This is a genomic window from Paracidobacterium acidisoli (assembly GCF_003428625.2).
Lineage (GTDB): Bacteria > Acidobacteriota > Terriglobia > Terriglobales > Acidobacteriaceae > Paracidobacterium > Paracidobacterium acidisoli.
On the sequence record NZ_QVQT02000004.1, the window covers coordinates 529,239 to 547,266 of the forward strand.

The following is an 18,028-nucleotide window of genomic DNA, read 5'->3' on the forward strand; positions in this document are numbered from 1 at the left end:
CTTAGTTGTGTGCGGTTGAGACAGATGCGTAAATCTGGGCTGTACCTGAGCGTATGAGAGAGCCCGAAGTTCTGAGTTGAGTGGCAATCGTCGGAGCGGATTGTGGTTCTCCAGTTCCACTGCTGATGAGTTGCCGGCAAAGTTCCTGGTAACGGTGAATCTGACGATCGATATCTTCACCGGAAGAGACGGATGGAGCGGGCGAGGCCACTTGTTCACCGTTATCCAGTCCGATAGATCGAAGCGTGCGCTGATTCTCCTCAAGCCCGCTATGGATTGTGTTGATGTAATCCCGAGCCAATTCCGTCAGTTGTTGCTGCTGGTCAACCGAGAGTTGCTTGCCTCCCGCGAAGCGTTGTTGCAGTTCGGCAAGATGGACCTCAGCTTGTTGAATCCTGAGAGATTGGTCGAAGAGATTCTGCGAGATAGTTCCCAACTGATCGAGCGGCAACTTGTTTTCGCGCAAATATTGCTCAAGGGGGGAGGGCTGCGCTTCGACAGACTGCACCTGAACGGGCTGGTCATTTCCGAAGGTCGGGTGCTGTGGACGACTTCCGATCTCTTCCACGCTCAGAATCGAAGGATGTACGTTCGGGAGCGAGGCAAGATGTGAGACGAGTTCGCGTTTGCGAACATCGGTATCGACAACGCCTTTGATGTCGATACCGGAGCTGCTGCGGGTAAGGTGAATCTGCTCTCCGGTATCAGCATGAAGCTGGTTCAAAACGACCCGAGCCGATAGCTCCGCTTCATCAAGCTCAAGGTCGGAGAGCACATGGGGAATGTGTATGGCCGCGTGCATAGCCGGAACATCTGTCACTGCATTACCGGCTAGAGGCTCAAACCAATCCTGGTTAACTGCGCCCCAGGGCATCACATCGTAGTTCAACTCTGCAATCTCGACGGTTCCCGTGTCCCGCAGCTCAATCGTGCGATCAACGGGATGGAAGTCGCTTTCGCGTACCGTGATCGATTCTTTGAGCACAGGGCCACCCTCGGTTGCCGAGGTGGTGAGTGTGAGAAGGTTGCTGCCGCTTTGGGTTACAACATCCTGTTTCATTCGCTGACGGTCATGCCATTCGCTGTAATTGGCCGCCGAAAGAGGCTCATCCCAGTTGACCCCGGCCAGATTCAGCTTGTCCTTCAACCATTGGTCATCCGGGCTTAGGTGTTGCTGCTTGGGCCGACGTTTCTTCTGAGGATCGCGATAGATAGCGCGCTCTGTCGTGTGCCTTGAGGTGGTGATCCGAACTTTCTGGTAAATCACCTCGGAGTGCGCAGACTGAAGCACTGCCGCATCCGACTGCTCCGCACGAGCGAGCAGTGTTGTGGCTGAGATCCGGGGACCGCTCTTCGTCCAAAGGATGAAGCAGACGACAGAGCAGAGTGCAAAGAGCATTGCGCCCGCAAGCAAAGGATTCATTCTGGGGTGAGGTAGGTGTGTGAGCCAGCGGCGGAGTCGCGCAGGCAAAAAGCGGAAGATGATCTCCCAACGGTTGTCGGAAGCAGGAATCCCCTCAAACTTTGGAGCAGGCACGGAAACAGCTTTGAGAGACTCTTCCTCCACATCGACTTCTGGTGCAATCAAGGGGTCGTTGTAGACAACCTGGATAGTGGGAGATTCGGCGGTGAAGGAGACCGCGACCTTCATCGTCCGGTCGTCACTCAACCTGACTTCTTTCGTCTGCTGCAGCCCACCTTCGGGGACCGGCGCTTGAACCAGAACAAAAGCCAGGCAGACGCCCTGCTCGCTCAGGACCTCAATGAAGGTTGGCTTCTCCATCGGGCGAAGCTCGGCACGCAGCTCACTGAACTGGGCCGTCACTCTCTGGGACGCCCGGATATCACCGTCAACCGCAATCAAGAGATGTTGCGGACGATGTTGGTTCACCTCTTCCAGGCAACGCTGCATCCGCTTACGGAACCGCTGAGGGTCTTCAGCCTTCCTTTTTGCGCGGCTCGAAACCAGCGTGGGAGTGGCGCCTGCCGATCCGTCCGGACCTTGCGGCGTGTCGCGTCCTATCGTCTCATCGGGAGAACGCTCCTCAAGGAGTGGAAGCCCGAGCAGCCTGTTTGCGCGGTCGAGGCATCCGGCGCAGCTCACGAGATGAGCCAACTCTGCAGTAGTAAAGCTCTGATCGTTGTCTTTGTACTTTGCTTCAAGGAGAGAACGACTGAAACACTCTCCCGTACACGATCTGAATATTTTTGTACGCAGAGCCAGAAACAATCCCTGCGAGTCGGTGGGTGCTTTTGACGTTCTGGATTTCGATTCTCGGGCACCTGCCATTTGCTGAAGAACACCGGGACGGTCCAGGTCCAGACGGGCTTCATTCCTTGCGGCGCGGATCGCTTTGTCCACCGCACTTCTCGTCGTGCGGGCGACCTGCACCACTTCATTTGGGAAATACCCCAGGAAATAGCGCAGGATGAAGATGCTCGCTGCGCGGGACGACTCCTTGCGCTCGCAGAGATAATCGCAAACCCTGTGCAAGTCTTCACGTATAAACAGGACGCCATTCCGATCGACAGCTCTGAGACCGCGCTCTGCAGAGTCATAGTCCACTACGGAAAGATCGTCGATGGCGCTCGTCCGCGCTCTCCGCAAGCGTGCGTAGTGCAGGTTGCGTAAGGTCGAGAACAGATAATCTTCAGGATTCTCAATGTGCTCGCCCACGGGACCGGCCCCCGCAAAGCGGACAAACAGCTCCTGAACGAGGTCTTCCGCATCGGAATGGTCTCTGCCCGTTAGTTGCAAGGCCCATTCGTACAACCGGGTACGGTGCTCGAAAAAGACGTCTTCGAACGTGGGACGAGACCCCGGCTTGGATGGGAATGGGAACATGTTTTGCCTATACCTACAACGAGTAGCCGAACCGGAGAAATCTCCCAAAGAAATCTTCCAGTTTGCTGATTCTTAACATTTGGCCTCTTCGGGTACTTCGAGGGTAGCGCGGGCTCCCAGGCACGGTTCGACGGGGAGGGCTAGGCTGGCCAGCCCTTCAGCAAACATGCCGGAAGCCTTCGACGCGCGTGTTCCCCCACGAGCGCTTCAGGCCCCCAGCATGGCACGCCGGCTGCTTCTCTCTGTTACCACACACTCAGAGTATGTGTAAACGGGATACACACACTCTGAGTTGGTGTTCATAAGCAGGTGGATTGCGAAGACTCACTTAAGTGAGCACTCTTCGTAAACACTTTGGCGCCAGGCTGCGGGAGATCCGGCAGGCGCAAGGTTTGACCCAGGAACAACTTGCGGAAAAGGCTTCGATCTCGCTCAACTTCCTCAATCTGATCGAGAGAGGCGAGCGCGGCCCATCCTTCGACAGCTTGGAGCGGCTCGCCCGTGCCCTTAAACAGTCTGTCGCCGAGCTGTTTGTCCTGCCCCAAAAGAAAACGCGGAAACGATAAAAAATCGCTTTTCCAATGGGAGATTTCTCCCGTTTTCATACTCGTTATTGGTATGCACTGTCAGTGCTGACGGGTCTCATGAGGGGATTCGCCTATATCCGAGTCCCTTCAGGTGAAACATGTTCCCCCATGTCTCCACTGAGGCTCTTATGTGCGCTCTTGTGCTGTCGGAAGAAGGAAATCTGGTACGAACCGCCGAGCGTCTGCATACCAGCCATTCCAATGTCGGCAGGAAGGTGAAATCCCTCCAGAAGGACTGGGGCGTCGAATTGTTCCGACGTAGCCTCAGCGGCTTCGAACTCACCGACGAAGGGCGAGCGGCCCTGCGTGAGGTTCGAAAATCTTTAGAACATGTCCAGCGCGCTTTCGACCGTGCTCTCTACTCGGCGATCAAGAACCAGCGGCCATTCCGGGTCGGATACTCCCTCTATGTCCACGGAAAGATTCTCCCTTTTCTCCAGCGTCTGGGTGCGCCCGGAACCGGCTTCTCCAATCTGAAACTCCGGGCTGACACGACCATGCAGCTCGTACCGCGCGTTCTCCACGGGGAGTTGCATATCGGATTCGGCGTTATGCCGATTCTTGACCGCGACCTTTGGGTGGCTCCGGTAGCTCAGGAGCACTTCAGCGCGTGCATTGCGGAAACTCACCCGCTCAGAACCAGGTCCCGGTTGTCCCTTCGAGATCTGGCGAACGAAACACTCTACTGGATGCCACGTTCCGTCCATCCCGCGTTTTACGACCAGGTCTCGGACTACCTGCATGGCGTCGGCCACAATATCGACAATCTGCAGGAAGCAAGAGCCATCATTCAGGGTATCGATCTGGCAGCCCACAACCTGGGCGTCGCGCTCGTACCGCAATCTGCCTCCCGTTTCCAACGTCCCGGTGTCCTTTTCAAGCCTCTCACCGACAAGCTGATTCAGATAGAGACAGCCCTTTTCGTACGCCGCGACAAGATGCACGGCGATGTGTTGGAGTTCGTCAACTCCGCTTTGGCGGAGCTTCAGTCAGCCAAAACCGATCTGCATTAGAGGTGGACCGCTGGCTCAAATCAAAGGAGCCTAAGATATGCGTCATTTCGCTTTTATTGCAATTGCAAGCATGTTCCTGCTCGCAGCGTGCAACGATGTCAAGAAGCCGAGCGCCGCAAACTTTACTACTGCAATCGATCAATACCTGACCAAACATGGCGAGGCTTGCACGCCTATCGGCCAACCATTTCCCATCAACATTCCAAAGTCCGAGCCCGTTGGCTCATCCGGAATCGGAACGAAAATGGCCGCGTTGCAGGAGGCCGGTCTGGTCCACGCAACAGAAACGACGGCGGCGGTTCACACCATGCTCGATCCGCTACGCGGCTCAACCCCGCCACAGCCCGTGAAACAGTACGACCTCTCCAACGAAGGAAGGAAGTACGTGCAGCAGGTCCCCGCTATCTTCGGGCATACCACCGGCCTCTGCTACGGACACAAGAGCATCGCCTCTATTGTCAAGTGGACCGAACCGACAGCCGTTGGAGCTGATACTCAGGCCGAAGTGAGCTATACCTACAAAATCTCTGACCTCGCTCCTTGGGCAGAACGCCCGGACGTTCAACAGGCGTTTCCCGATGTCCGGGCTGTGGTCAGCGGCATTTCGAGTACAAACCAGACGATCGGGTTGCATTTGACTAATCACGGTTGGGAGCCGCTCGATTCTTCACTCCGGAATTGAAACGCCGTTATCTTAGCCCATCAGGTAGGCCCGCGGGTATGAGGCTTTACCAAAAGCGGGCGACGTTCAACGAGGGCTAAGACTGGACCCGCGGCCAAACCCACAGGCGGGCATCGCGTCCCGCCAAGCAACAACGCGAAGGGTTTTCCCCGAAACGAAAGATGCGTTCCCCGCCTAAATGGGGTCCTTCCTTGCAAAGCAATGGATGGCCTCTATCCCATATGGGATTTTCAGACCAGAGGGCAAACCGCTCATGGTCACGCGAGGAACAACCATACTGACATGCCTTGGGCTGGTGCTGCCGCTTGCAGGACTAGCGCAACAGTCCTGCAAGACCGGGATTCGCATCGACGGTTCGATTACGGACCCCACCGGCGCAGTCATTCCGGGTGCGAAGGTCCAGGCCAGCAACGGCATATCCACTCTAACGGACGCGATGGGGCATTACATGTTGCCGTGCGTCCCGGCAACCTCAACCACCCTTACGGTACAGGCTGACGGCTTTTCAAATGCCACAGTCTCGGCGCATGCTCGCCAGGGCGAGACCGCTCATGTGAATCTGCAATTGGCGGTTGCGTCGGTACAAGCGGATGTTCAGGTAAGCGCAGACTCGGGCATCGACAGCGGCGGTGACACAGTGACCCTGAACACAAAAGCTTTGCAGGGGCTTGCCGACGACCCCGATGATTTTCTGCGCGAGCTTCAAGTGCTGGCTGCAGCGGGCGGCGGCGATCCGACTCAGGCCATTATTATGGTGGACGGCTTCCAGAACCCCAGCGCCCTCCCGCCAAAGAGTTCCATAGCATCGATTCGCATCAACCCCGATCTCTTCTCGGCCAGATATCTGGGGCCTCCTTGGTCCGGTGGGGTCATCGAAATCACAACGAAGCCGGGGGCCGACGCTTTCCACGGTGCGGCCTTCTTCACGGACAGCGATGGCGTCTTCAATGCCACCGACCCATTTTCCGTTACCGCCACACCTGCGGGCAGGCGGCGATACGGCTTTGAATTGAGTGGCCCAATTCTCTCGAAGAAGAGTGGCTTTGCACTGGCACTCGAAAAGCGAGACATCGACGAATTCAATGTGGTGAATGCGGTGACTCTCGACACAGATGGCGGCCTGGGGCCGAATGGAAATGGTGTTCCATCCCGGCAGACAGTTTCGGCTCCCCAGCGGCTTTGGATTGCGTCGGTTCGCGGAGACTGGCAGTTGACCCCGAGCAACGTAACCGGTCTTTCGTTCTCTGCAAATGTGAACAATGAAGGCAATCAAGGCGTCGGCGGCCTCACCCTGGCCGATGCCGGGTATTCGAGCCTGGTCAGCGAGTACGACCTGCGGTTTCACAACACACAGACGATCAACCCGAATATCCTGCACGAAACGCACATCGGGTATAGCTGGAAACGAACAGAGCAAACGCCACTGTCGAATACTCCTTCTGTGCAGGTTGCCGGATACTTCCTGGGCGGAGGTGCGACCAGCCAGAACCTGAATGACCGGGAACGCGATCTTGAAATGGACGACGATATGACCGTGGCGCATGGGAGGCACACGGTCGCATTCGGCGTACAGTCACTCGGCCTCTTCGTGCATGACTACGACCCCAACACATTCAACGGCGAATACGTCTTCGGCGGCGGGAGCGCACCTCAACTCGATGCGAACAATAATCCGACCGGCCAGACAACGACTATCAGCGCTCTCGAACAATATCGGCGCGCCCTGCTCAATCTCCCAGGAGGGTCGCCGACGACCTATCAAGTGACCACGGGAACCCCGCTCGTTCCGCTAACGCAATGGCAAGTTGGCGTCTGGGTAGACGACTCCTTTAAGCTAACGTCGCACTTGTCCCTGACAAGTGGATTTCGCTACCAGTTTCAAACCAATCCAAACATCTTTGGCAGCAATAATCCCAGGATCGGTCTCGCATGGTCGCCAGACAAGAAGCAAACCTGGGTGTTTCACACCCGCGCCGGTTTCTTCAATAGTCCTACGGGGACAAGCGCAGCAACTGAGGTACATCGGCTAAACGGAATCTTGCAGCGGCAGGCAACTGTCTATTCACCAAGCTATAGCGATCCACTTACTCCGGTTCCGGGGTCCGTTCAGATCTCCACGACGAATCTCTTTCCTCCAAGGCCCCTTCAAGGCATGACATTCCGGGTGTTTGTTAACGCTGAGCATGACCTCGCCCATCATTGGCATGCCAGAGGAGACTTTTACTGGGCTTCGTACTGGAGCAGCGGGCGCACGGTGAACATCAATGCTCCAATGGTGCAAAACGAAGTCGGCACAGCCCCCGATCCGACCGCTGCGCTACTTGCGCCGCGTCCGATCGCGCCGAACGAGAACATGATTGAGTATCAAAATTCCGGTCATGGGGCAGGCAGTGTGGTTGCCTTCAGCCTCGATCAGCACAGTTACAAGCGGTTTGGCCTATCGGCGAAATATATGCACTTTAACCTCAAATCCAACTTCCTCAGTCCACAGTCGAGCTACTCCAACCAAGGAGAGTCCTCGCGAATTAGTTGGGACAGCAAGAACGGCATCACGCTTGCCGCCAACCTCAACCTCCCCTACAAAATCGAAGCGGCGACACAATTTGATGCCTGGGGCGGGGTTCCCTATAACGTCACAACGGGAACGGATAATAACGGTGACGGAAACTTCATGGATCGCCCTTCGTATGCGTCTGCTCCCGGACCCGGCGTCTACAGCACGCGGTTCGGTTTGCTGACAACGAACACCGTCAACGGGAACGTTCCCGCCAATCTTGGAACCAGGCCGGGCTTGGTCCACTTCGACATGAATGTGAGCCGGGTGTTCGCGCTGAATCCGAAAGACAGGGACCATCCTCGAACGCTAACGTTCAATGCACGCAGCGCCAACCTGCTAAACCATACCAACGTGACTGCGGTGAATACCATTCTGTCTTCCGGAGCGCTTGGACAGCCTATTGCTGCGGAGACGGCGCGACGTATCGAGCTGGGATTGCGGTTTGCCTTCTGAACCGACCGCGCGCAAAGCGGAACTAGAATTTACCGTAGTCAGAGAGGACATGCTATGAGCGAGGGAATGGCCGGCGCGAGAATCCTTCCCATACGACCAAGTGTTGGATTTGCCGCAGCCTTACTGATTGGCGGAATTCTGACGGCTTGGTGTGCAAGAGAGTGCGAGGGCAATCTAGCGGTTCACCATATGCAAGCCCCCTTCGCTCCCTCTCTCCTCTACGGGTGTGTGTATTGGGTATGGTGGGTTGTCGTGACGTTGGTCCTGTGGACACTCGCGGATCGATGGTCTGCCGCGTTCAAGCCTTCAGCAATGACAGTCGTGGCGCATTTTGGAGCTTCGTGCATCCTTGCCACGGCGCATTTGGCTCTGCTTCAGCACACCATCTGGTTTGCCTCGTGGTATTGGCTTCCGTGGGGTCGTCGATTTGGCACGCTCACGGTGGAGAACTGGGAACGCTTCGGCGTAGAGCTTGTCATTTACGGATTTATTGCCGGTATATGTGCATTCCTCCACTCTCGCATGCAGACACAACAAGCCTTGGTCCAAAAGCTGGAAGTGGAGCGCCAACTCACTCAGGCGCACCTCAAGGCTCTCCAAATCCAAATGGAGCCTCATTTTCTCTTCAATACATTGAATGCCCTTTCGAGTCTGGTCGCCCAAGGCCGAAACCGGGAAGCATCGAAGACACTTGAACACCTCGACACGATCCTGCGCACCACGCTCCAACGCAGAGCGCCTGAAAAGGTACCATTCGCCGAAGAGCTGCAGGTTATCGAGAGCTATCTCGCCATCCAACAGGTGCGATTCGCCCACCGTCTTCAGGTGAAGATCGACGTGTCCCCGGAAGCATTGGAGGGGCTCGTCCCGTGCTTTCTCCTCCAACCCATCGTCGAGAATGCAATTCAACATGGAATCGCACCGCTGGAGGCGGGAGGTTTGATCGAAACCTCCGTCAAACGAATTGGGAACATGCTCTGGATGCAGGTACGGGACAATGGATGCGGCATTGGAAGTTCGCTCAATAAGGGACACGGCATCGGAATGCAGAATACGAAAGAACGGCTCGCGTACTTTTATCCGAATGCACATGAGTTTCAAGCGATCTCTCCTCTTGGCGGAGGTTATGAGGTAACGATTCAAATTCCATATGAACGGACGATGGCATGAGTCTTCGCACTCTCACTGTGGACGATGAACCGCTGGCGAGGCAGTTGTTGGGATTGCTCCTCGCCGAACACAAGGACATCCAGGTCGTTGCGGAATGTGAGAACGGGCGCGAAGCGGTTTCCTATTTGCAGTCGAAGCCAGTAGATCTTCTATTCCTTGATGTGCAGATGCCACAGGTGGGAGGCTTCGATGTGGTCGAGCAGGTGGGGCTGCAGCATCTCCCGCCGACCATCTTTGTGACCGCCTATCAGGAGCACGCAGTTCGAGCCTTCGATGTTCATGCCGTGGACTACCTGACGAAGCCGGTGAAACCTGAGCGCCTGACCATCGCGCTGGAGCGCGTCCGGGAAAAGATCGCAGCCAGGACCGCTCTCTTGACGCAGGAACAGTTCAGCGCCGTACTGAATGGATTGCGGAGTCCGGCTGAACAATCGTCTCCTTATCTCTCGCGTTTTCTGGTCAAGGATGGAGAAAAGGACATCCTTCTGTCCGTCGAGAAGATCGAGTGGATCGAGGCTGCGGAGTATTACTGCTGCCTGCATACGAACGGACATCGCTACATGGTGCGCGAAACTATCACCGACCTCAGCAACAAACTTGATCCCAAACTGTTTGTGCGAATTCATCGGTCGTCGATCGTGAACCTGAACCAGATTCGTGAGATTTACCGCGAGGGACCTCTTGACGGTTCTATTGTCCTGATGAACGGGAAAACTCTTCGGATGAGTAAGGCTGGTCGCCAGAAGCTATACGAAATTGGGAGAGTATCGAGCTGATTGGCCATCACCTCTCGACAGCCCACAGGACTGCCACCCTCACCAGGTAGGTTTGGCACTCCAAATACCCCAAGGCGTCACGAGAATTGTCTCCGCCGTCCGACCGAATAATTTGGCGTTTCTCGGAACGAAACGACCCTTTCCTGCAAATCATTGGATCGTCACCGCTTTCTCTGGGATTTTCGGATCGTGGAGCGTGAGCGGTCATGTGTTGGAACTGGATGAAATGGCTAGTATTGGCAGGCGCAGCGATTCCGGGTCCGGTCTCTGCTCAGCAAGCGTGTCCAAATGGGATGCCCATCGAAGGAACCGTCTCCGATCCAACTGGGGCCGTGATTCCACAAGCGCGGGTGCAAGCCTCTGGTGGAGAGACGACCAAGAGCGATGCGATTGGACACTATAGACTGCCTTGCATACCGATCGGCACGGTAATTGTCACTATACAGGCGGAAGGTTTTCAAACAAGAAGCTTGAGCATGAAAGTGCGACCCGGAGCGATAACCCACGCAGATCTGCAACTGATGGTCGCAGCGGTTCAGGAGGATGTGCAGGTGAACGGAGATTCAGACATCGACAGCGGCGCTGCGACAACTACCCTGAACACAAAGGCCGTACAGGGCCTTGCCGACGACCCGGATGATTTTCTGCGCCAGCTTCAGGTGCTGGCTTCCGACGCCAGCGGCGATCCCACTCAGACGATGATTATGGTGGATGGTTTCCAGAACTCGAGCGCCCTCCCGCCAAAGAATTCAATCGCATCTATTCGCATCAATTCCGACCTCTTTTCGGCCAAGAATAAGTGGCCTCCCTTTTCGGGAGGACTCATCGAAATTACAACCAAGCCCGGGGCCGACGCATTCCACGGTGCGGCCTTCTTCACGGATAGTGACGGCATCTTCAATGCTACTGACCCATTTTCCGTTACCGCTACACCTGCCGGGAGGCGACGATATGGCTTTGAATTGAGCGGACCGATCCTTTCGAAGAAGAGCGGCTTTGCCCTGGCGCTCGAAAAACGTGACATCGACGAATTCAACGTGGTGAATGCAGTCACGCTCGATGCAAATAACGGATTAGGGCCAAATGGGAACGGCGTTCCGTCTCAGCAGACGGTTTCGGCTCCACAACGGCTTTGGATTGCGTCGGCGCGAGGGGACTGGCAGGTAACTCCAGGTGACATAGCCAATCTCTCGTTCTCCGCGAATGTGAACAATGAAGGCAATCAAGGCGTCGGCGGCCAGACACTCGCCGATGCCGGGTATTCGAGCCTGGTCAGCGAATATGACCTCCGATTCCACAATGGGCAGACGATCAGCCCGAATATCCTGCACGAAACCCACATCGGATATAGCTGGAAACGAACAGAACAAACACCGCTATCAAGTACTCCTTCCGTGCAGGTTGCCGGATACTTCCTGGGCGGAGGTGCAACCAGTCAAAACCTGAACAACCGGGAACGCGATCTCGAAATTGACGACGATGTGACCGCGGTGCATGGAAAGCACACGTTCGCGTTCGGCGTACAGTCACTCGGCATCTTTGTACATGACTACGATCCAAACACATTCAACGGCGCATACGTCTTTGGCGGCGGAAGCGCTCCTGTGCTCGATTCGAACAATGACCCGACCAGCCAGACAACGACCATCAGTGCCCTCGAACAATACCGTCGAGCCTTGCACAATCTCGCGGGAGGGTCACCGACAACCTATCAGGTGACCACAGGAACACCGCTGGTTCCGCTGACGCAATGGCAAGTTAATCTGTGGGCACAGGACACCTTTAAACCTACAAAGAAGTTGACCGTCGATACCGGCTTTCGCTATCAACTTCAGACCTCGCCGGGCACCTTCGCCAACTTTGGCCCAAGAGTTGCCTTTGCGTGGTCACCGGACAAAAAACAAACATGGGTGCTTCACGCTCGCACAGGACTCTTCGCGGTCGCTACTGACACGAGTGATACAACCAATGTTTATCGGCTCAATGGAACCCTGCAGCGACAGACCACCGTGTATTCGCCAAGTTATAGCACCCCCCTTGCTCCGATTCCGGGATCTATTCAGGTCGCCACGACAAATCTGTTTTCGCCGAAACCATTTCAATCCAGGTCATTCATGAGCTATGTCGACGTTGAGCATGACTTCGCTCGTGGCTGGCACGCCAGCGGCAGCTTACTCTATGGGGAGGGCTATGGACTCATCCGCGCCGTAAACATCAACGCCCCGCTAGTTGCCAGCAGTATCGGAGTGCCTCCAGATCCCACGGCAGCGCTTGAGGCGACACGCCCAATCGCCCTGGGCGAAAACATAGTCGAGTATCAGAACTCCGCGCGTGCTGCCGGCCCCGCACTTACCCTTTCCCTCGAACAACACCACTACAAGCGGTTCGGCCTATTGGCTAGATATGGGTATGTGAACTTCAAAGCCGACAGTCCGGGCAATCGTACCCCGCAGTCCAGCTATTCCGACAAAGGGGAATGGGGGCGTCTCAATTATGAAAGAAAAAACAGTTTCACTCTCTTCGGAACCCTTAACCTTCCGTCCAAGGTTCTAGCGGCAATTCAATTTGACGTCGGTAACGGCCGCGCTTATGACATCACTACGGGGACGGATAACAACGGCGACGGAAACTTCACAGATCGGCCATCGTATGCATCTGCTCCGGGCGCAGGTGTCTACAGCACCCGATTTGGCCTGCTGACCACGAATACGGTCAACGGAAATGTGCCCGCCAATCTTGGCACCATGCCAGGGGTGATTCATGTGGACATGAATCTGAGCCGTAGATTTACTCTCAACCCGATGGATAAGGATCATCCCCGCACGCTAACCTTCAATGCTCGCAGCGCCAACCTGCTGAACCACACGAACGTGACGGCTGTGAACACGGTTGTCTCATCGTCGGCTCTTGGTCAACCTGTGGCGGCTGAGACCGCGCGGCGAATTGAATTGGGGGTGCGATTTGAATTCTGAATCCACTGGGCGCAAAGCAGGCCTAAAATCTCGCCGTGGCCAGAAAGGAGATGCGAGGAGCGAAGAGATGGCTAACGCAAAAATCCTTCCCATACGACCGGAGGTCGGATTTGCCGTAGTCTTACTCATTGGTGGAGTTTTGGCGGGTTTGACCGCAAGAGATGCCAATCTCAATCTTGTGTATCACTATCGCTATCTGCACCCCTCCTTCGCACCCTCTCTTCTTTATGGCTGCTCGTACTGGATTTGGTGGGTTGTCGTGACACTGGTTCTGTGGAGACTCGTGGACCGATGGCCTGCCGCGTTCAAACCTTCACGACTGACAGTGATGGCACATCTTGGAGGCGCGTGTGTGCTTGCAACCGCGCATATCGCTCTGCTTCAGTACACCCTCCGGTTCGCTTCGTGGTATTGGCCTGCATGGAGTCCAAATGGCACGCTATACCTAAAGAGTCTTGAACGCTTCGGGGTGGAACTTGTTATCTACGGCTTTATTAGTGGCGTTTGCGCGATCCTCCATTTCCGGATGCAGACACAGCAGGCCCTCGTTCAAAAGCTGGAGGTAGAGCGCCAACTCACCCAGGCTCAACTCAAGGCACTGCAAATGCAGATGGACCCACATTTCCTCTTTAATACATTGAACGCGATCACGAGCCTAGTAGCGCAGAAGAGAAATGACGAAGCGATGAAGACGCTAGGCCACCTCAACAAGATCCTGCGCACGACCCTCCAGCGTAAGGCTCCGGAGAAAGTGCCGTTCGCTGAAGAATTGAAGGTCATTGAAAGCTATCTGGCGATCCAGAAGGTTCGGTTCGCTGGTCGTCTGGAAGTGAAGATCGATGCAACGGCAGAAGCGTTGGACGGCCTGGTTCCTTGTTTTCTGTTGCAGCCGATCGTTGAGAATGCGATTCAACACGGCATAGCGCCCAAGGCGGCAGGCGGCTCGATAGAGACCTATGTCAAACGGCTCGGGGATAGGCTCTGGATGCAGGTACGGGACAATGGCTGTGGCCCCAATGGCTCCGCCACAAAAGGACACGGTATTGGTATACAGAACGTAAGAGAGCGTCTCGCATATTTCTATCCCGGCAGCTATGAATTCGATGCTGTAGCCCCGATAGACGGCGGATATCAGGTCACCATTCAAATTCCTTACGAGCGTACGATAGCATGACCCTCCAAACAGTCATTGTCGATGACGAACCGCTGGCGCGCGACTTCCTCCGCATGCTATTGGCCGAGCATAAGGACATTCAATTGGTCGCACAATGTCAAAACGGTCAAGAAGCATTAGCGTATTTGCAATCGAAGCCGGTAGACCTTCTATTCCTTGATGTACAGATGCCGGAGATGGGTGGATTCGAAGTTATCGAGCGGATCGGCCTGCGCAGTCTGCCTCCTACCATCTTCGTGACCGCTTATCACGAGCACGCGGTCCATGCATTCGATGTTCACGCCATAGACTATTTGACCAAGCCGGTGGAGTCCGAAAGGCTCGCAACCGCACTTGAACGTCTTCGTCGGAAGATTGCTGCCGAGACCGCTCTCCTGACTCAGGAGCAACTCACGGCTGTCCTGAACGGTTTACGGGCAGGTCAGGAGTCGAAGTCCTACGCGTCGCGCTTCTTTGTCAAGGATGGCGAGAAGGAGATTTTGATTGCATCAGAGAAAGTCGACTGGATCGAAGCGGCAGATTATTACTGCTGCCTGCATGTGGGTGCTCGTGGCTACCTGCTGCGCGAGTCTATCGCTGATCTGAGCGATAGACTTGATCCTCGGCGGTTTGTTCGTATCCACCGATCTTCCATCGTCAACCTTGATCGCATCCGGGAAATCTACCGCGACGGGCAGAGCGAGGGTTCGGTCGTCCTCACGACTGGAGCAACGCTCAGGATGAGTAGAAGCGGGCGTCAAAAGCTCATGGAATCAGGAAGACAATAAAGCTAATCATCGGCTAAATCCGACTGCCGCTAAATATACACTGCTCCTATCAGAGTGGAGTTTTGAACGGGCCGTTGTCTGCCGCTTATTCAGTTGCATGAAGCACGCCCAAACCATCAATGCCCTCTTTGCTGTTGATCGAGCTGTCTAACACCATTTAAGGGTGCTGCGCTCGTTCCGGCACCCACCAACTCGGCACAATCTTCGGAATGCCTAGCTTCCGCACAACCGGAGCCCATTGAGGGGCAAACTCTTTCGAGATATTGGCTATGACGATCCCCAGGAACTCCGTTCCTACACGCTGCCCTGCGTGATGTGCGTCATTAAAGCCGTCGGGAAGATACGTCATGCCAACGAATCCTCCAGCAGTTGCGCTTGCGAAGTTGGAAAACGCGAGCGTGTGTCCACCGGAATCGGTCCTGTCCACGAACGAATAACCGACCGCGTGAAGAATTCTCTCGATGCCATTCGAACCTTCGGCAGCGGGCAGGTATCGTGGGTCTTCGTGGAGAAGCGATTCCGCAAGAAATCCAGCGGTACGCTTCGAGGTCTGTGTTGCCAAAGCGCTCCCGTAGAGCCGCCCGAATGCTCCTCCGCCGTCAACCCAATCGCGGGGATAATCCTTAGGAGGGTCGGCCATACGCAGCCCTGCTCCAAGCGCCGGGAAAACTAACGCAGGCGGTCCGAATGCCTGATGCGTATAGATTCTGAACTTATCGTGGAAGGTCAAAGGGGTTTTTGTCATGATGGGCGGCATCGGACCGATAGGAGCTTGAACGATAGCCGCATCCGCCTGTGATCTTTCACTCTGACGAGTGGCATCTCCCTGAGCGTCCTGCAATGAAGGCGCGTCGGGTAGCAACATAGCCTGAGTATTCCCCTGGGAGGACTGCGTTTCTGCGGTCTGCTGCGCGTATGACGGTAATCCCAGGGAAACAATGAAAACTATCTTGAAAACGGAGGAAGCGAACTTCAAAACGAAATCGTCAGACATTGATCTCCAAACACCCATCCATACACTCGGCGCAATTTGAGCCATCGTCGTGCCCACTCTGCCGCCTGAGATCAAGCCTCTCCCGAGTTGGACAGGTCGAATGACGAGAAGTGTCTAGTTGTGAGATTAAGGGTTAGGTTGTGTAGTCGAAGTGTCCCTGACCCAATACGTACTTCTCGATGAAACCTGTAGCTCGGGATGACCCTGCACCGAAACCTGAAGGTTATGCAGTCCGGGCGTCGGAGACATAGGGCGGAAGCTCAGGATGTAGCGATTGGGAAGATCATTGGCGATGCTGTAGAGCTTCTTTTCGAGGTCTTTTCTTCCTCCCCGCGCATCGAACGGGAGATATTTGCCTCCAGTAGCCGCGGCTGCGGTCTGCGCGACATTCGATTCGGAACCGTCGTCATCTTGTCCGGCGCGACTGGCGAGTACGAGCAAGCGACCAAGTGCCCCATATCCTCTGCATGTTCCCGGAGGAGCACCGGGATTCTCTTGCAGGCACCTCATCTTCTTTGCCCTCCCCGGCGATGGTGTTGTCAAAGTCTCGTGGACTTCCGCCTGAGTGGTCGAGAAAGCAACGCTATAAATAGGTGTGTTGCTCGAACGGAGCGTTTGAAACACTTCATCTGCCTTTGCCTGACTGCCATGATCGAAGGTCTCGCTGATCAATAAGACGATTCGACGGTTGGATGCGGATCGGCTCTGGAGCATCTTTACGGCATACTGAAGGCCGTCCAGAATGGCGGCATCGTGGTCGCCGGGTTGAATCCCCTGAATTGCGGCACCAATATCTTCCGTGACCGGGGTGAAATCCTGAATCAGATGAGGCTGGCTGTCGAAGGTGACCAACGCAATTTCATGCGGTCGTTCCCCGACAATAGCTTCGACCATCGTCTCCACTCCACCGAGAGAAGCGATCTCTTGCCTGCCGTAACCGCCCGTCTCGATTGCCACAACGATCGAAAGTGGTGAGGGATTGATGTCATCATCTATCGTTACCTTCTGAGGCACTCCATTGTCGAGGAGACTGAAGTTTTGCGACGTCAGAGAAAAGACTGTCTCTCCGGTCTGAGTCGTCACCCAGGTTGGAACCAAAACAAGGTTCGCTTCCGACTTCAGGGTTATGGTTGGCTCGGTAGTGACAGGAGCAATCTGGTTTTGTGCGGCCATGCCTACAGAGGCGAAAGCAAGGACCAGCACCGTCGCGGGTAGCTTCATAGATCACCACAGACAGGTATTCGAGCGCATAGTTTTTGAGTGCTCGCTAAAAGACACTCCGGCCTTCTAATCCTTGCGTGCACCAGTTCAGTCGAATGTCGAGAAGTGTCGAGCGACAGCAGAATTTGGTAGTGCCCTAATTTGAAAATCAGGCCCCGGCCAATATAAGGGCTACCATCATTAGCCATAATGAGTAGGCGAGGACCAAGAGGCGCTCAAAATAGCCCAATGGCGTTCGCGGTCGCCGGCCAGAAATCAGAGCTGCACCCATGAAGATGAGGAATCCGCTCCACGGTAAAGCTGAGAGGGCAGGCAGCCAATGACGAGCTCGGATCGACGCGACGCTACCGGCTTTACCGCTATCGACGACTGTGGCCATGATCGGAAAGATTACGATCACGGCGAAGGAGAACAGGACATGCAGCATACCACTTCGGGTTTGGGCCTTTTGAGCCAACGATACGGGGTCGGTAACGAAGATTCCCGCACCGGCAAACCCGACGCCACAGATGACGAGCAATGCCGGACTAAGCGACAGCGGAGGCTTCCATATGGCTGCCCCCAACGCGCCGCAGCTTAGGGCCATACAAAAAAAGGCGAATCGCATAATCCAACCGCGAGGTCCACGTGCATACTCGCTAATCATGCGAGTACGGGGATCAAACTCAGGTTCAATAAAATGCAGAAGCAGTATGAGGATGAGCCACAGGACGGCGGCAGCAGCCGAGGTCAATTCGAGCGAGTACGAGCTTGTCATTGCGGCCTCACATGACTGAGCAAATTAGGACATTATCCAGAATTTTGGCTTGGGCTCATC

At 55.3% G+C, this 18,028-nt stretch carries 13 protein-coding genes; 9 read left to right on the forward strand and 4 right to left on the reverse strand.

What is annotated here, in order from left to right; translation table 11 throughout:
* Position 1: 1 nt before the first annotated feature.
* Positions 2 to 2,845 (reverse strand): RNA polymerase sigma factor, encoded by a 2,844-nt coding sequence (locus D0Y96_RS13350; RefSeq protein WP_117300652.1) that lies wholly within the window; start codon positions 2,843 to 2,845, stop codon positions 2 to 4.
* A 332-nt stretch (positions 2,846 to 3,177) separates the two neighbouring features.
* On the opposite strand from D0Y96_RS13350, the gene D0Y96_RS13355 reads away from it, so the two are divergent.
* The 9 genes from D0Y96_RS13355 to D0Y96_RS13395 all read left to right on the forward strand — a co-directional run bounded on the left by D0Y96_RS13355 (position 3,178) and on the right by D0Y96_RS13395 (position 14,996).
* Positions 3,178 to 3,411: a helix-turn-helix domain-containing protein gene (locus D0Y96_RS13355; protein ID WP_117300654.1), complete on the forward strand. Its 234-nt coding sequence runs from the start codon at positions 3,178 to 3,180 to the stop codon at positions 3,409 to 3,411.
* Between the two features lie 149 nt (positions 3,412 to 3,560).
* Entirely contained in the window at positions 3,561 to 4,445 is an 885-nt protein-coding gene (locus tag D0Y96_RS13360; protein ID WP_158562382.1) for a LysR family transcriptional regulator, read from the forward strand.
* 37 nt (positions 4,446 to 4,482) lie between these two features.
* The gene (locus D0Y96_RS13365) at positions 4,483 to 5,127 is read left to right on the forward strand and encodes a hypothetical protein (RefSeq protein WP_117300658.1); all 645 of its coding nucleotides are present in this window, start codon (positions 4,483 to 4,485) and stop codon (positions 5,125 to 5,127) included.
* Between the two features lie 253 nt (positions 5,128 to 5,380).
* A complete protein-coding gene (locus D0Y96_RS13370) occupies positions 5,381 to 8,137 on the forward strand; it encodes a TonB-dependent receptor (protein WP_117301078.1) in 2,757 nt (918 codons plus the stop codon).
* Between the two features lie 252 nt (positions 8,138 to 8,389).
* The gene (locus tag D0Y96_RS13375) at positions 8,390 to 9,307 is read left to right on the forward strand and encodes a sensor histidine kinase (protein WP_158562383.1); all 918 of its coding nucleotides are present in this window, start codon (positions 8,390 to 8,392) and stop codon (positions 9,305 to 9,307) included.
* Positions 9,308 to 9,324: 17 nt separating this feature from the next.
* Complete coding sequence (locus D0Y96_RS13380; RefSeq protein ID WP_350449063.1) at positions 9,325 to 10,083, forward strand: LytR/AlgR family response regulator transcription factor; 759 nt, start codon at positions 9,325 to 9,327, stop codon at positions 10,081 to 10,083.
* Positions 10,084 to 10,304: 221 nt separating this feature from the next.
* Entirely contained in the window at positions 10,305 to 13,055 is a 2,751-nt protein-coding gene (locus tag D0Y96_RS13385; RefSeq protein WP_252263745.1) for a TonB-dependent receptor, read from the forward strand.
* A 67-nt stretch (positions 13,056 to 13,122) separates the two neighbouring features.
* On the forward strand, positions 13,123 to 14,229 hold the full coding sequence (locus D0Y96_RS13390; protein WP_117300667.1) for a sensor histidine kinase: 1,107 nt from the start codon (positions 13,123 to 13,125) through the stop codon (positions 14,227 to 14,229).
* Complete coding sequence (locus D0Y96_RS13395) at positions 14,226 to 14,996, forward strand: LytR/AlgR family response regulator transcription factor (RefSeq protein ID WP_117300669.1); 771 nt, start codon at positions 14,226 to 14,228, stop codon at positions 14,994 to 14,996. Before D0Y96_RS13390 ends, D0Y96_RS13395 begins: the two co-directional genes overlap by 4 nt.
* Before the next feature lie 157 nt (positions 14,997 to 15,153).
* Here D0Y96_RS13395 and D0Y96_RS13400 read toward each other — a convergent pair whose 3' ends face one another.
* The 3 genes from D0Y96_RS13400 to D0Y96_RS13410 all read right to left on the reverse strand — a co-directional run bounded on the left by D0Y96_RS13400 (position 15,154) and on the right by D0Y96_RS13410 (position 17,968).
* Positions 15,154 to 15,990, reverse strand: a complete 837-nt coding sequence (locus tag D0Y96_RS13400; protein WP_117300671.1) for a hypothetical protein — start codon at positions 15,988 to 15,990, stop codon at positions 15,154 to 15,156.
* 126 nt (positions 15,991 to 16,116) lie between these two features.
* Positions 16,117 to 17,211 carry a VWA domain-containing protein gene (locus D0Y96_RS13405; protein ID WP_117300673.1) on the reverse strand — a complete coding sequence of 365 codons (1,095 nt, stop codon included), beginning with the start codon at positions 17,209 to 17,211 and terminating at the stop codon, positions 16,117 to 16,119.
* Between the two features lie 148 nt (positions 17,212 to 17,359).
* On the reverse strand, positions 17,360 to 17,968 hold the full coding sequence (locus tag D0Y96_RS13410; protein ID WP_117300675.1) for a DUF998 domain-containing protein: 609 nt from the start codon (positions 17,966 to 17,968) through the stop codon (positions 17,360 to 17,362).
* Positions 17,969 to 18,028 lie beyond the last annotated feature (60 nt).